Origin of the sequence: Desulfoferrobacter suflitae, assembly GCF_022603395.1 — a bacterium.
GTDB classification, from domain to species: Bacteria; Desulfobacterota; Syntrophobacteria; order Syntrophobacterales; family Syntrophobacteraceae; genus Desulfoferrobacter; species Desulfoferrobacter suflitae.
In genome coordinates this window covers 17,058-31,477 of sequence record NZ_JAIBKA010000015.1, presented here as the reverse complement: position 1 = coordinate 31,477, position 14,420 = coordinate 17,058, and the positions used below count along the sequence as shown (strand labels likewise).

Below are 14,420 nucleotides of genomic sequence, written 5' to 3'. Positions count from 1 at the left end.
CCCTTATAAACAGACAGAAAAATGAAAGCAAGTCTTAAATGCAGCCGATGCGGGGTCGAGATGCCACGCTATGGTGCACGGTCAAAGGTCACTGCCGTGGCGGTTCTCGGATGCAGCGGCGAGGGTGCCGTCGGGCATCAGTCGATAGCGTCGGCCGGCCCAATAGATGGTCTTGCCCGTATACGCTCCCACAAAGGTAATACCCTCGATGATGTCGACGAGGGGCAGCAGCCACCAGCTGCGCTTCCACCCGGGCAGCCGTACGAACGTTTGCAACTGGAAAGCCAATCCATAACGAATTGCCACGATTCCTGCCAGGGCCGCCCACGACCACCAGTACAAAGGCTGCAGCACAGCCAGCAACAGGGCCCAAAAAACCGGATAGGTGAGGATGCTGCCCAGGAATGCCGGTCCGCGTGCACGGCGCATGGTTCGTTTCCACCGCTGCAGTCGGCGTACGGCTGCACGCAACGATTCCCGGGGCATAAAACAATCGATGAGATAGGGCGGAACCAGAACTTTCAGGCCCAGCCGGGTGACACGATGCCCCAGCTCATAGTCGTCTGCCAAATGGTTCAAAAAATCTCTAAAACCTCCCAACCCGCCAAGCACTTCCCGGGGAACGGCCATGGTATGCCCGATGGCCCAGTCGATACCGGTGGTCCGCATGGCCAGCATCCACTGGGGCAGATAATTGAAGTCGTAATGCAGCGCGATCAGTTTTCCACCCAGCGTGTGGGCGCCAATCCCGCGCGGAAGGCAGGTGAGGCAGCCCACTCCGGGTCTGGTCAGTAAAGGTAGCAATTGCTGCAAATAGTCCGGGGCCACCAGCACATCCGCGTCGGAAAAGAACAGGTAATCGCCCGCAGCTTTTTGCCATAGAGTCTCCATGATGCTTGTCTTCCGATTGGTTCCTCGAAGTTCGGCGAAATACAGCCGGATGTCGCATTCTGGATAATCCTTGCGGAGTCGATCAACCACAGTCGTGATGGCGTCATCCGGCCGGATTGTCCCCACCAGAAGCTCGATGCGGCCGGCATAGGCGATACGACAGAATGAGGCGAAGGCTTCGTAGGTGGTTTCGTTGGCGCCTTCTACCGGCTTGAGAATGGATACGCCCGGCGGCGGTTCTGGTGATTTTTCCGATGGGAATCGTCTGTATTGCCGCCATGCTGCCCAATGAGCCAGGATGAAGATGGCGCAACTGATCACCAGCAAAGCCGTTACTGAAAATGTCAAAAGGGACCGGACCAGCAGCATGATCAACCCGCAGTCAAGGAAGATCGTCCAATAAAGAGCCGATGCAATAAAAAAATCGGTTGGTGCGCTGCGATACTAGCATTCCCGGCAAATGAGGTCAAACCAGGCGAACCCAGACCCAAACCGCAATACTCCAATTGACTCTTAAGAATTAACTGATATATAGATGCTGATTAATGAACTTGGTGTTGAACTGTACTTTTTTGATTTCCCACCCCGGTACCTTCCTTCCGCAGAAAGTCGGGAACCCTGCGTGGGCCACTCGAAACAGCTACCAAAGGAGCTTGGCATGATCTCGAAGTCTAAGATATTCACTGCTTTTCTAATGTTATTCTTTCTCACTCTGTCTTTTGCGGCCGTGAGTCACTCCAAGGAGGAGGCGACAGAGAAGGATGTGATTGCGACGGTGAATGGTACGGCTATTTCCCGCAGCGATTTTGAGAGGGAAGTGGGACGCTACGAGCAGCAAATGGCCATGATGGGCCAGACTCCCAACCCGGAGCAACTCAATGAAATTAAACAGCGGGTGCTCGATGGCCTCATCGATCGCGAACTGCTGTATCAGGAAAGTCAGAAAGAAGGTATCAAGGCAAGCAAGAGCGAGGTTGATGAACGCATAAACACCCTCAAGCAGAGGTTCCCAAGTGAGGAAGAATTCAACAAGATGATTGAAAAACTGGGTCTTAACGAGGCCGGGTTGCGTTCTCAATTCGAAAAGGAACTGGCCATAAAAGCGCTTCTGGACAAAAAGTTCGCCGCCAAGGCAACAATTACCGATCAGGAAATGAAAAAATTCTACGATGAAAATCCCGATTATTTCAAGACCCCCGAAAGGGTTCGCGCCAGTCATATCCTGGTTAATGTGAAGCCCGATGCCAGTGAGGCCGACAAAGCCAAAGCCCGCCAGAAAATTCAGGACGTTCAAAAGAAAGTGAAAAAAGGCGAAGATTTTGCCGGTCTTGCCAAGGAATATTCCGACTGCCCCAGCAGTGCCAAAGGGGGAGACCTTGACTTTTTTCAGCGCGGCCAGATGGTTGGACCTTTTCAGGATGCGGCGTTTGCCATGAAAGTGGGTGATGTGAGCGATATTGTCGAGACCCAATTTGGCTACCACCTGATCAAAGTGACCGACAAGAAACCGGCGGGCACCGTTACTTTCGACGAAGCCAAAGACAAGATAAAGGGCTATCTCGAGCAGCAGAAAATGGGTGAAGAAGTCAAACAGTATGCGGCGCAACTGAAGAAGGACGCCAAAATTCAGGAATTTTTGAAAAATTAGACACTGCCTTGGTCGTTCCTTCAGGTTGGCAATGGCCCAACCTGAAATTCGCTCGCTTTGGGGATTCTTCTGCGGGGGGGCGCGGCAGACGCAAACGCGCCCCCGTCTCCATTATCCCTCCATTATCCCTCCCGGTTCAGTGCAAAACCTTCCTTCGATCCTCAATGTGGCGGTCTTGGCAGGCAAACCCGCGCTGCATCGATCTTCCGGGGGCAGCCTGGAAGCCGGCCCGCAAACATTCTCTTGCTTGAGCCAGGAAGCTTTCCCATGCCCGGACAAGCTCCTGGATGCCTGCTGGGAGATTGCGGGAATGACAGTCAAAGGTTAATGTGACAAAATAGACCCGAGGCAATCCTCAAGGTCCAGGGAAGTGCTGCAGGTGCGGCGATTTTTTTTGCGGGAGGAGGACCAGAGATGACCGAATCGAATTTTAGCGAAGCGGATCGAAACCAGCTGCAAGAGCTGGGAATATCGGAAGAGCAGGTGCTGGAGCAACTCGATATTTTCCGCAAACCTCTTTTCAGCGTGCAACTTGTGAGAAACTGCACCGTGGGGGACGGCATTGTCAAGATTGAACAGGAGCACGCCGATCGCTATCTTGAAATTCACCGGCAAGCCGCCGAGGCGGGGCGATTCCTGAAATTTGTTCCCGCTTCGGGCGCTGCCACAAGAATGTTCAAGTTCCTTTTCCAGGTGATGCAGGCCGGGCAGGAACCGACCCGGGAAGAAATCGACAGGGCGGCGCAGGAGGGGGATGCCACCAGCATCCAGTTCAAGCAGTTCGTGGACAACCTGCCCGGGTTTGCTTTTTGGGAAGACCTCAAAGAAATCATGGCGCGGGATGGCCTCGATGCCGAGCGGTCACTGGAGCGGGGCAAATTCAGGGAAGTGCTCAGCTATGTGCTGGGGGAACCGGGACTGCGTTATGGCTCCATGGCCAAGGGTCTGCTGCAGTTTCATCGGTATCCGAACGGCAGCCGGACCGCCTTCGAAGAACACCTTGTCGAAGCAAGCCAATATGTGCGGGATGCGGCGGGGATCTGCCGACTTCATTTTACCATTTCACCGGAGCAGCAGGAAAATTTTGAAAGGCTTCTGGGAAAGGTTCAAAGTTCCTACGAACGCCAATACAATGTTCGATTCAAGGTCGAGTTTTCATTTCAAAAGCCGTCAACGGATACCATTGCTGTTGATTTGAACAACACTCCCTTGCGCGATGACAATGGGCGGCTGGTCTTCAGACCGGGCGGCCATGGAGCGCTTCTGGAGAATTTGAGTGAGTTGAAAGAATATCTGGTTTACATCAAGAATATCGACAATGTGGTTCCGGATTGCCTCAAGGAGGCGACCTATTTTTGGAAGCGTGTTCTGGGTGGTGTACTGGTGGCATTGCAGAAATCGATCCATGCCCATCTGAAGCGCCTCAAGGATGATGCCGGCGAGGAGGTGCAAAAGGATGCGGAGCGGTTCGTGAAAAACGACCTGCGCATCGATTTCCCCGCGGAATATGCCGAATGGCCGTCGTCCAAACGCTACCATTTCCTGTTTTCCAAGCTCAACCGCCCCATCAGGGTTTGCGGTGTGGTGCGCAATGTGGGTGAACCGGGGGGTGCTCCGTTCTGGGTAAAAGAAAAGGATGGCACCTGCTCTATTCAGATTGTCGAGAAGGCACAGGTCAATTTCGATACGGCGCAACAGGAATCCCTGTGGAATTCTTCAACCCATTTCAATCCGGTCGATTTGGTCTGTTGCATGTTGGACTACCGGGGGCGGCCGTTTGACCTGAGGCGCCACACCAATCCCGAAGCTGTGTTTATTTCGCACAAGTCAAGCGGCGGTCGTGAGCTGAAAGCACTGGAACTTCCCGGTTTGTGGAATGGGGCCATGGCGGATTGGATAACCCTGTGTGTCGAGGTGCCGATCATCACTTTCAATCCGGTTAAAACCGTCAATGATCTGCTCAGACCGGAACACCGGCAGAGTTAGTGCCGGGCCGGCGGAGATCATCCCGCCAGAAATTGCATGACTTTCATGGGATAATACGATATGAGCGCAAGAAAAATTTTGGGAGAGCAAACGGTCGATTCATAATGGCGGCAAATTTCACCTACCTGGAACTTAGGGCCCTGCATGAGGTGGCACGGGTTTTGTCGCGTGCCATCGAGCTCAAGGACCAGTTGCAGCAGATTCTTGATGTTTTGAGCACCTGGTTGGGCATGGAACGTGGCATGATTTCCATCCTCGACCTGCATACGGGAGAGGCATGGCTGGACGTTGCCCGCGGCGTGGATGTTGAGGCAGCCAGGGTCTGCTATCAGCCGGGCGAGGGGATTACGGGGAAGGTGGCGCAAACCGGCCGCCCTATGGGAATCGCCAATCTGAGCAACGAAGCGCATTTTCTCGACCGCACGGGCGCCCGCAAGTCTCTTAATCGCGCAGAGCTTGCCTTTTTGTGTGTGCCCATTTTGTACCAGGGCCGCGTTGTCGGGGTGCTTTCGGCGGATAAGCTGGCCCATCAGGTGGAGAGTATTGAGCGCGAAGTGGAAATTCTTGGCGCCGTTGTGGAGCTGCTTGGGAAAATTGTCCATTTTCGTGCCGTGGAGGAGGAAAACCGTCGTTTGCGGCGTATGCTGGCTGAAGCCAGACGCCCCAAGACCAATATAATCGGCCGCTCCAAAGTGGTTCATGAAGTGTTGCGGCTCATCGATCAAGTGGCCGATACCAACACCACCGTGCTGATTCATGGGGAAACGGGAACCGGCAAGGAACTGGTCGCCCGTGCCATCCACGAAAACAGCCGCAGAGCCAAAGGGCCCATGGTGCAGGTCAATTGCGCGGCCATGCCCGACACGCTGCTGGAAAGCGAGCTTTTTGGGCACGAAAAGGGAGCCTTTTCGGGTGCAATCACAAGGAGGAGGGGCCGCTTTGAAGAGGCTCAGGGCGGCACCATTTTTCTCGACGAAGTGGGTGAGCTTTCCCCGGTTGCTCAGGCAAAGCTTTTGCGGGTCCTGCAGGAAAGAGAGTTTCAACCGCTCGGTTCGTCCCGAACGGTGAAGGTCGATGTGCGGGTGGTCACCGCGAGCAACAAGAATTTGGAACAGGAAGTGGCTGCGGGGGCGTTTCGATCGGATTTGTATTACCGCCTCAATGTATTCCCCATTTTCTTGCCTCCACTTCGTGAACGTGGGCCGGACATTCTTCTGCTGGCCGACTTTTTCGTTTCCCGGTATGCACAGGATTTCCGCAAGAACGTGAAGAGAATATCGACAAGTGCCATTGACATGCTCATGTCTTACCACTGGCCGGGAAATGTTCGCGAGTTGGAAAACTGCATCGAACGCGCAGTGCTGCTGGCCGGCGATGAAGCCATCGAAGCCTGGCACCTGCCGCCAACGCTGCAGATGAAGCCGGTCGGCAAGCAGAACATCAGCCGCGGCAAACTCGAGGTTCTGGTGGGTGCTTTTGAGCGGGATCTCATTACGGATGCCCTCAAGGATGTGCACGGCAATCAATCGGAAGCGGCCCGCTTGCTCGGGACCACCAAGCGCATCATACAGTACAAGGTGCAAAAATACGGCATCGATCCCAAGCGCTTTCGCAGCAAGCCCACTGCGTGACCCCCTGCCCGCTTGTCACTGCACAAGAAGGTTTCCGTACCTCGCGGTTTTCGCCTTCGGGAGATCGTCCAAAAATGCTCGCCGAACATCATTCCTGCATGTGCCGACGGGATTTCTTTTTCTGGAACGAATTTTGCTCTGATTGCTCGATGGTGCCGATCAATGCGGCGGGCCATGACCAACGACCTTTGAAAACGATGCCGGAAAGGAATTCTTATGAAGAAAATTGAAGCCATCATCAAGCCGTTCAAACTGGATGACGTGAAAGAAAAGCTCGCCGAGGTGGGCATCAAGGGAATGACGGTTACCGAGGTGCGGGGATTCGGCCGGCAAAAAGGTCATACAGAAATCTACCGAGGTGCGGAATATGTCGTCGATTTTCTACCGAAGATCAAGATCGAGGTGGTGGTGCCGGACGATCACGTTGCCGAGGTGGTCGAAGCGGTGCGCCAGGCGGCCTTTACGGGCAAGATCGGTGACGGCAAGATCTTTGTGCTTCCAGTGGAAGAGTGTGTGCGCATTCGCACGGGTGAACAGGGAGAGATGGCGCTCTAGATCGCCCCTGTACCCGAAGTGGTGTTTATTGTTCTGTATCCTGTGGAAAGATTGGCATGTCGCCCAAACGTTTTCCAGCCCTCCTGAGGCGCCTCAAAGAAGTCCGACAAACTTTTGTGCAAACGTGTCGCATTGATGTTCCCGGACTGCTGGCTGCGCGCACGTACACTGAATCCTTTCTCGACAACTTGAAGCGATCCTTTGAAGAACAGGTCAAATCCAAAGCCGGATGGTCCTTGATCGCCGTGGGCGGTTTCGGCCGGGGTGAGCTCAGTCATGCGTCGGACTTGGATTTATTATTCCTGTATCGCAATCGTCTGCCGCGAGTACTGGAAGAGATCATCCAGGAATTTGTTTATGGCTTGTGGGATGGAGGTTTTGAAGTCGGACACGCAACTGCTTCACTGTCTGCCGTCAAGAAGATGGTGCGGGAAGATTTCACCATTCTCACAAATTACCTGGAGGCGCACTTCATCGCAGGCGACAATGCGCTGTATGCCGACTGGAGAAGGGCTTTCCTGCACGATTTCGGCAAACAACGGCGCAGGAAGTTCCTGCAGGATCTTGCCTATTATCGTGGCAAAAGACTGCTGCAATACGGGGAGAGCTCTTATCTGCTGGAGCCGCATGTCAAAGAAGGTGTCGGTGGGCTGCGCGACCTGCATATCATTCGCTGGGCGGGTATGGTCTATCTGCATAGCTCCTGCTTTGCCGATATGGTCGAGCAGGGCTGGTTGACGTCGGATGAAGAGCTGTGGCTGGAGCAGGCTTATGATTTTCTCTGGCGGGTGCGGCTGCAGTTGCATCAGCTGACCGGAAGACGCCAGGACCATTTGCTCTTCCCCGAACAGGAACAGGTGTCCGCCCGTCTGGGATTCCTGGACGGTTCCCAGGGGTCCGCCGTAGAGGCGTTTATGCGGCTCTACTATCGCCACACCGCGCGAATCCGCAGGACCACCTCATTCTTTCTCGAACGGCTCGAGGAAAGCAACCGAAAGAAGCTGAGCCTGCGTTTGCGAAGAAGGGTCTTGCCCGGACCGTTCATGCTGGAAGGCCTGCATCTTCATTTCATGGAGCCCGAATGGATCAGGAAAGATCCCCGGCTGCTCATGCAATTCTTCTGGCAGGCCGCACAGTCGGATGCCCATTTCCATCATCAGGCGGGCCAGGTGATCCGGGAAAATCTCGAGTTTTTTACCGATCCGGCCCGTACCGACGCCGCGGTGCTCGACCAGTTTTTCCACATCCTGCTTGACCCGAAACAGGCGTTCCGCGTCCTCAAGGTGATGCATGAGACCCGCTTCCTCGATGCATTCCTGCCGGAATTTGCCGGTGTGCGCTATCGTGTGCAGCACGATGTCTATCATCTCTACACCGTCGATGAACATCTGTTGAGGACGGTTCGAGAACTGCACCAGATGGAGCAGCAACCCGAAGAGTCCGGGCTCAAGCTCGGCCTGCAGGAAATCTTTCAGACTCTGACGCACCGTCGGGTGCTGTTCGCCGCGGCCCTGCTGCACGATATCGGCAAAGGCGGGGGAAAAGGGCATGCTCTGCGGGGCGAGAAGATGGCTCGTCCCATTGCCGAAAGGCTCGGCTTCAGCCCGCAAGAGGCGGACCTTTTGTGCTTCTTGATCAGGAACCATCTCATTCTGGTTGAAATCGCCCTGAAGCGCGATCTGATGGATGAAAAGCCAATTCTCCGCTGCGCCATCGAAATCGCCGACAGAGAACGCCTCAACATGCTCTATCTGCTCACCATCGCCGATTCCAGAGCAACCGGGTCGGGCGCCTGGAATACCTGGAAGGCCTCCCTGTTGAGGGAGCTTTTTGTCAAAGTGGACCGCCAGCTGCGGCGCGGAGAATGGCAACGGGACGATCTGCAGGAGCGCTCGCACAAGGTGCAGCAGGAAGTCCTTGACCTGGTGGTCGAAGAGCCTGAAAAGCAGGAAATCCTGCGCTGGCTGGAAACGGTTTCGTTTCGCTATCTGCTTTCACAGAAACCTCAATCCATTGTGCAGCACTACTATCTGGAAAAGGAACTGAGCGGCTCTCTGCTCGCCATGCACACCGCCCGGAGTGCAGGGGAAATGTGGCAAATCACCATTGCCACGCGCGATCGTCCCGGTTTGTTCGCCATCATAACGGGAGTTCTATGGGCGCGCGGCCTGAACATCCTTTCGGCCGATATTTTCACCCGGCAAACAGGCATCGCCATGGATGTCCTGATCGTCGAGCGGCTCCCCGATCCTCTGCGTGCCGACGAGTTGTGGCGCAAAGTGCGCGATGATCTCACCCGGGCCCTCGATTCGAGATCCCATCTCAACCATCTGCTGTCTGCCAGGCGCAAACCGTCTCTGTTGCAGCCCAAAGGCCTTCCGCGTCGAAAAGACCGGGTGGTGATCGATGAAGAGGCATCGGATTTCTATACCATTGTCGAAGTGTATACGTGGGATCGCCCTGGAGTGCTGCACAGTATCACCAATGCGTTGTTCGAGCTCGGCATCACCATTCAACTGGCCAAAATCTCAACCCCCGGCGCGCAAGTCGCCGACGTCTTTTATGTCACTGACCTGTACGGCAACAAACTGCAGGAGCCCGAAGCGCATCGGGCGGTGCGCGAAACACTGCTGGCGGCCCTGGCGGCCATTGGCTGACCGATGGTGCGGCCAGGCAGAGGGGCGTGAAAATTGATGCCACGTGTGAAGCACTTGGCTGTCCTGACAAGTGCTACATTTTTGTACCCGCCTTGTGGAGCGGCTACAAACCACATAACTTCCTGTATTTATGGCTATTAGATGAATGGAGCGAAGCGGCGCGCAGGGAAAGCCTGTGCCCTGTTCCCGTGGACGGTACATTTTTGTTAAATGTGGGAAGCGGTTTTGTGCCGGATTTCAGCCCAGTGACCTGCAACTCAGATCCAAAGTGTTGCGCCACGAATCTTCCCGTTCAATCGAGAGGACCGCATCCGTTCGCCCCGACTCTCAATAACCTTTGGAATATGCTTGGATTTGTTTCTTCAAAAGGAGCAGGCGAAATTCTCTCGACGGCTGCAGCCGATCTCATTCTGCAAATATTGTTGAGATCATTCCCTTTTGGCAAGCAAATTGCCTTAACTGAAAAGGACACTTTGAAAGCCATTATCAACCAGTCAAGGAGGAATACACATGACGCCTAAAGAAGTGCTTGCCTTTGCCCAGGAGCAGGGCGCCAAAATGGTCGATTTTAAATTCTTGGATTTCATTGGAACCTGGCAGCATTTCAGTGTTCCCATGAGCGAGCTCGACGAGGGCTCTTTCGAGGATGGTTACGGATTTGACGGTTCCAGCATTCGCGGATGGCAGCCCATCAATGCCAGCGACATGCTGATCATCCCGGATCCGGTCACCGCCGTGATGGACCCGTTCATGGCGGTGCCCACGCTGACGTTGATCTGCAACATCGTGGATCCGGTGACCAAGGAGAAGTACACGCGCGATCCGCGGCACATTGCCCAGAAGGCGGAAGCCTACCTGAAATTCACCGGGATCGGCGACCAGGCTTTTTTCGGACCTGAGGCGGAGTTCTTCATTTTTGACGACGTTCGTTTTGACACGGCGTCGCAATATGGCTTCTATTTTCTGGATTCGGTGGAGGGCATTTGGAACAGCGGCCGCATTGAAAATCCAAATTTGGCCTACAAGCCACGCCACAAGGAAGGCTATTTTCCCGTGCCTCCCACCGACAGTTTGCAGGATCTGCGCACCGAGATGGTCATGGTGATGCAGCAGGTGGGCCTGCAAATAGAGGCGCAGCACCACGAAGTGGCCACGGCCGGTCAGGCCGAAATCGACATGAAGGCGGCTCCGCTGGTCAGGATGGGCGACAATCTCAAGTGGTACAAATATGTGGTGAAAAATGTGGCCCGGCGCAACTGCAAGACGGTCACCTTCATGCCCAAGCCCCTGTTTGCCGACAACGGATCGGGGATGCACATCCACATCAGTATCTGGAAGGAAGGGAAGCCTCTGTTTGCCGGCGACAAGTATGCGGGCTTGAGCGAAATGGCTCTGCACGCTGCCGGGGGAATTCTCAAACATGCTCCTGCCATTTGTGCCATAACCAATCCCACCACCAATTCGTACAAGCGTTTGGTGCCGGGCTATGAAGCCCCTGTGAACCTTGCCTATTCCAGCCGCAATCGCAGTGCTTCGGTGCGCATTCCCATGTACTCGCCTTCGCCCAAGCACAAGAGGCTGGAAGTGCGTTTCCCGGATCCGTCCTGCAACGGCTATCTTGCCTTCAGTGCTCTGTTGATGGCCGCCATCGACGGCATCGAAAATCGCATCGACCCGGGCGAACCCCTGGACCGCGACATCTATGCCATGACCCCGGAAGAACTGGCCAATGTCCCCTCGACTCCCGGGTCCCTGGATGAGGCCCTGGCGGCTCTCAAGAACGATCATGAATTTCTGCTCAAGGGGGATGTGTTCACCGAAGACGTCATCGAAAAATGGATCGAATACAAGACGCAGCATGAAGTCGATGCGGTCCGCATGCGACCCCATCCCCATGAATTCATGCTGTACTTTGACATCTAACGGGTGCCGCGTGGCCTGTCCACGGTGCTCTCATCCACATCACCCTCCTGAATAACGGGTCCTGCCCGCTTCTCCTGCGTGACATGCGCCCCCGCCTGGCGGCGGGGACGTATGCCGCGCCACACTCTCCATCACGGTTCCACTCATGGTCCGTCCATCTGACTGTTTGCGCCCGCCAAGGCGGTGCACTGCCGCTTCCTCTGCATTCCTTGACAGATCGTGACCGGTTCTGTTCTATTAGACCCCTTGTCTGTCCCCTGAATTTACGATTACACTCTGGACTCGCCGTTATGCTCAGGCACTGCCGCCGCGGCGGCATCCCGCCGGAATGACGGTGCAAGTTTGGCCAGGTGCAATCGCCGAGGCCAGGAGCCTGTGGGCGGGCTCCCGCCCCCTTGCGGGAAAGGAATCTTTTATTCTCGGACAGGCTCCCGGGTGTCATTATGCGATCAATCGTCAGCCGATTAAGCGGAGGAAAAGAATCCATGGCGTCATTCATTTGGACCCAGTCCAGACTGGAAGAACTGTTGAACCATTCTCAGGCCGGTGTGCGGCGATGGGCCGTAGTGAAATTGTCCGCTCTTTATCCACGGAGGTTCCGGGAGCTTTTGCCTGAACTGTTGCAGGATGAGCACCAGGAGGTGGTGCAAACCAGCCTGGGATTAATGGACGAACCATCCCGGGAGGACTTGGTTGCCATTTTGAAGGAGCTCTACCTCACCGGAAGCGAGAGCATCTCCGCCAAGGCCATCCAGGTGTTGGGGAACTGGCGGACAGCCGGGGCTGTGGCCTGGATGCGCGAGCGTATCCTGGGCAGCCCGCCGCTCGGGCGAGAACAGATCGCCGCCATGATCCAGGCCCTCGGGCGGATTCCAGGGGAAGATGCCTATTCTCTGCTGAAGGATACCGAGAGGGCGGTGCGCGACAAAGATTCGTCCCATTGGCGCCTGTTTTATGCCGCGCTCCTCGAACACCGCAAGCCTGAAGATGTCGCGACGCTGCTCAACGTGGTCCTGGATGGCAACTGCAAGGAAGAGCGCCGGCGCGATGCTCTCGGGTTGCTGCTCGCCCAGGTCGACCCGATGTTGAACCCTTCCGATGTGTTTTTTGGCAACAGGCCCGCGGTAACGCGCCACCTGGCAAGGCGTGCGGCCGATTTGCGGGCGGCGGCTGCCGCTGATGCTGCGGATTTACTCGAGGCTTTGCAACGAGCGGTTGATTCATTGGAAGGTGATGATTCTCAGTCGGTGCATGAGTTCACCCTGCTGCAGCGTGATTTGCTGGACGGGGGTGAGTGTCGCCAATTTGAAAACGCCATAGTGAGTCACACAATTAAGGGGTTAGACGGTTCTCCAGGGGATATGAGCTGGCGTTACGGCCTGTGCTGTCTGGCCTGGTCGGCCCTCGCCAAGATGCTCGAAGGGCGTTTTTTCCCGCCCCCTGCACCGCAGGCGCAGTGGCAACAGAAGCTGCAGTACCTGCTGGGCGACAGGCTGCCGCAAAGCGATGATGAATCCCTGCAGGCCGCCGTGCTGGCTGAAGCCGACCGGCGTGAGCTGGTGGCCCGTCTGAGCGACCACTTGCAGAATCACCCGACGGGTTGGGGAACCGCCAGATGTCTCATCCTGCTCGGCCGCCTGGGGGCTGCCGAGACAACCGCCATGATCGTGGCGCTGCTCAAGGATCTGTCGGAAGAATGGTCCGTTGAAGCCGCCAAATCGGCTCTGCTGCAAATGGGTGCGGATGCGGTTGGGCCGCTGCTGACTCGCCTGAGCCAGGCGCAGATGAGAGAAAAGCACCTGATTCTGGAAATCCTCGCCCAGCTTCCCACTGAGGAGAGTGTCCAAACGGTTGCGCCGCTCTTTGCTTCTCTCTATGCCGAAAATGCCGAAGGCACATTGAAGGTGGCCTACGACATGGGAGCCAAAGAATTCCTGCCCGTCATCGAGCACGAGTATCGCCCGGGCGAGTGGGACCTGGGGCGCGTCTACGTTCACCTCTGTCAGGTCAACCGGATGCATCCCTCACGTCTTGCTGAAATCGAGCGAGATGTCGCCAGGGGCGATGCCTTTATGCAGGAAAGCCGCCGCGTTTTGAGCGATCGCCAGGCACACTGGCCGTCCTTCATGCAACTGGAGCTGGCTTGCAGGAACTGCGGCAAAAAGTATCAATACCAGCTGCGGGAAGTGCACCAGCACCCGCATGACAGGCAGGAGCCGGAGCAGGCCGAAAAGGATTTTACACCCTACAGGCAGGGGATAGTCATTGTGGATGATGTTCGCTGCAAGAACTGCCAAACTTTGAACCGGTTCGAGCTGACTCCGGCGAGTTTTGCTCAGATCACCACCGAGTCCTTCAAGCTGCTGGCCTTTCAGAAGATGAACAGGCAGCCGCCGCCTCACTATCCGTTCAAACATGTGCGCCTGGAGGAACGGGAAGGGCAGCCGCTGTCGCTTTTGGACGTCGAGCGCGAGCATCTGGAAGCGGTCCGGCTGCAGCCGTCCAGGCCGGCAGTCCATCTGGCGTGCGGCAAATTCTACGAATACATCAAGGATTATCCTTCCGCCCGCAGGTTTTATTTGCAGGCGATCGACCTGGACGCTCGGGCGGTGGAAGGCATGGCGGGATTGGTCCGGCTGGATCACGCTGAAGGAAAAATGAAGGAAGCTTCGGAGTGGCTGCAGGCGTGTTACGACAACCTTGATAAAGGGAACTTTTACCTCACCGGGGACATCCCGGCATTCAAAGCCATGGTGCGGCAAAAGCGCAAGGAATTTGCCCGGGAGCTTGGAATCAAGGCCGAGGAGAAGCCAATCGAGATTCGCTTCCGTTTCGATGCCGGCGACTACCCCAAAAATAAGCCCTGCCCCTGCGGCAGCGGCAAGAAATACAAGCTCTGCTGCATGCGCTGATGCCCGGTGGTCCGCCGCCAGCCAATGACGGCTTTGCAGCCAACCCAGGCAAGTGACAGGGGGCTCCTCCCGGTTGCGCCCTGACCTGCGCCTTCCAACCGTTTCCCAAACTCTCGCAGCTCAGGGTGTGCGCAGCACTCCCTGACAAAACGTTGTTGGCACGGGATTCCATCCAGAGTTGCACTCAGACCTGCTCGGGGAGGAGTGGCCGCAGCCC

The 14,420-nt window shown here is 55.9% G+C and carries 10 protein-coding genes; 9 read left to right on the top strand and 1 reads right to left on the bottom strand.

Going from position 1 to position 14,420, the window contains the following annotated elements; genetic code table 11:
- Positions 1-81: 81 nt before the first annotated feature.
- Complete coding sequence (locus K1V27_RS20340; protein ID WP_258932015.1) at positions 82-1,260, bottom strand: glycosyltransferase; 1,179 nt, start codon at positions 1,258-1,260, stop codon at positions 82-84.
- A gap of 289 nt (positions 1,261-1,549) precedes the next feature.
- Here K1V27_RS20340 and K1V27_RS20335 point away from each other — a divergent pair, with 289 nt between their 5' ends.
- From K1V27_RS20335 to K1V27_RS20295, 9 genes are all read left to right on the top strand, one after another.
- Positions 1,550-2,539, top strand: a complete 990-nt coding sequence (locus K1V27_RS20335; protein WP_258932010.1) for a peptidylprolyl isomerase — start codon at positions 1,550-1,552, stop codon at positions 2,537-2,539.
- 31 nt (positions 2,540-2,570) lie between these two features.
- Positions 2,571-2,867 (top strand): hypothetical protein, encoded by a 297-nt coding sequence (locus K1V27_RS20330; RefSeq protein WP_258932009.1) that lies wholly within the window; start codon positions 2,571-2,573, stop codon positions 2,865-2,867.
- Between the two features lie 86 nt (positions 2,868-2,953).
- The gene (locus K1V27_RS20325; protein WP_258932008.1) at positions 2,954-4,525 is read left to right on the top strand and encodes a DUF4301 family protein; all 1,572 of its coding nucleotides are present in this window, start codon (positions 2,954-2,956) and stop codon (positions 4,523-4,525) included.
- Positions 4,526-4,629: 104 nt separating this feature from the next.
- On the top strand, positions 4,630-6,156 hold the full coding sequence (locus K1V27_RS20320) for a sigma-54-dependent Fis family transcriptional regulator (protein ID WP_258932003.1): 1,527 nt from the start codon (positions 4,630-4,632) through the stop codon (positions 6,154-6,156).
- A 216-nt stretch (positions 6,157-6,372) separates the two neighbouring features.
- On the top strand, positions 6,373-6,711 hold the full coding sequence (locus K1V27_RS20315) for a P-II family nitrogen regulator (protein WP_258932000.1): 339 nt from the start codon (positions 6,373-6,375) through the stop codon (positions 6,709-6,711).
- 56 nt (positions 6,712-6,767) lie between these two features.
- Positions 6,768-9,368 (top strand): [protein-PII] uridylyltransferase, encoded by a 2,601-nt coding sequence (glnD, locus tag K1V27_RS20310; protein WP_258931998.1) that lies wholly within the window; start codon positions 6,768-6,770, stop codon positions 9,366-9,368.
- Positions 9,369-9,394: 26 nt separating this feature from the next.
- Positions 9,395-9,889, top strand: a complete 495-nt coding sequence (locus tag K1V27_RS20305; protein ID WP_258931997.1) for a hypothetical protein — start codon at positions 9,395-9,397, stop codon at positions 9,887-9,889.
- Positions 9,879-11,291 carry a type I glutamate--ammonia ligase gene (gene glnA / locus K1V27_RS20300; protein WP_258931991.1) on the top strand — a complete coding sequence of 471 codons (1,413 nt, stop codon included), beginning with the start codon at positions 9,879-9,881 and terminating at the stop codon, positions 11,289-11,291. Before K1V27_RS20305 ends, glnA begins: the two co-directional genes overlap by 11 nt.
- A gap of 485 nt (positions 11,292-11,776) precedes the next feature.
- Complete coding sequence (locus tag K1V27_RS20295; protein ID WP_258931990.1) at positions 11,777-14,203, top strand: SEC-C metal-binding domain-containing protein; 2,427 nt, start codon at positions 11,777-11,779, stop codon at positions 14,201-14,203.
- The last annotated feature ends 217 nt before the right edge of the window (positions 14,204-14,420 follow it).

What these genes read in the sequence shown, in the direction of transcription:
- K1V27_RS20340 (WP_258932015.1), bottom strand. Translation starts at nt 1,260, where the DNA reads ATGCTGCTGGTCCGGTCCCTTTTGACATTTTCAGTAACGGCTTTGCTG.
- K1V27_RS20335 (WP_258932010.1), top strand. Translation starts at nt 1,550, where the DNA reads ATGATCTCGAAGTCTAAGATATTCACTGCTTTTCTAATGTTATTCTTT.
- K1V27_RS20330 (WP_258932009.1), top strand. Translation starts at nt 2,571, where the DNA reads ATGGCCCAACCTGAAATTCGCTCGCTTTGGGGATTCTTCTGCGGGGGG.
- K1V27_RS20325 (WP_258932008.1), top strand. Translation starts at nt 2,954, where the DNA reads ATGACCGAATCGAATTTTAGCGAAGCGGATCGAAACCAGCTGCAAGAG.
- K1V27_RS20320 (WP_258932003.1), top strand. Translation starts at nt 4,630, where the DNA reads ATGGCGGCAAATTTCACCTACCTGGAACTTAGGGCCCTGCATGAGGTG.
- K1V27_RS20315 (WP_258932000.1), top strand. Translation starts at nt 6,373, where the DNA reads ATGAAGAAAATTGAAGCCATCATCAAGCCGTTCAAACTGGATGACGTG.
- glnD (WP_258931998.1), top strand. Translation starts at nt 6,768, where the DNA reads ATGTCGCCCAAACGTTTTCCAGCCCTCCTGAGGCGCCTCAAAGAAGTC.
- glnA (WP_258931991.1), top strand. Translation starts at nt 9,879, where the DNA reads ATGACGCCTAAAGAAGTGCTTGCCTTTGCCCAGGAGCAGGGCGCCAAA.
- K1V27_RS20295 (WP_258931990.1), top strand. Translation starts at nt 11,777, where the DNA reads ATGGCGTCATTCATTTGGACCCAGTCCAGACTGGAAGAACTGTTGAAC.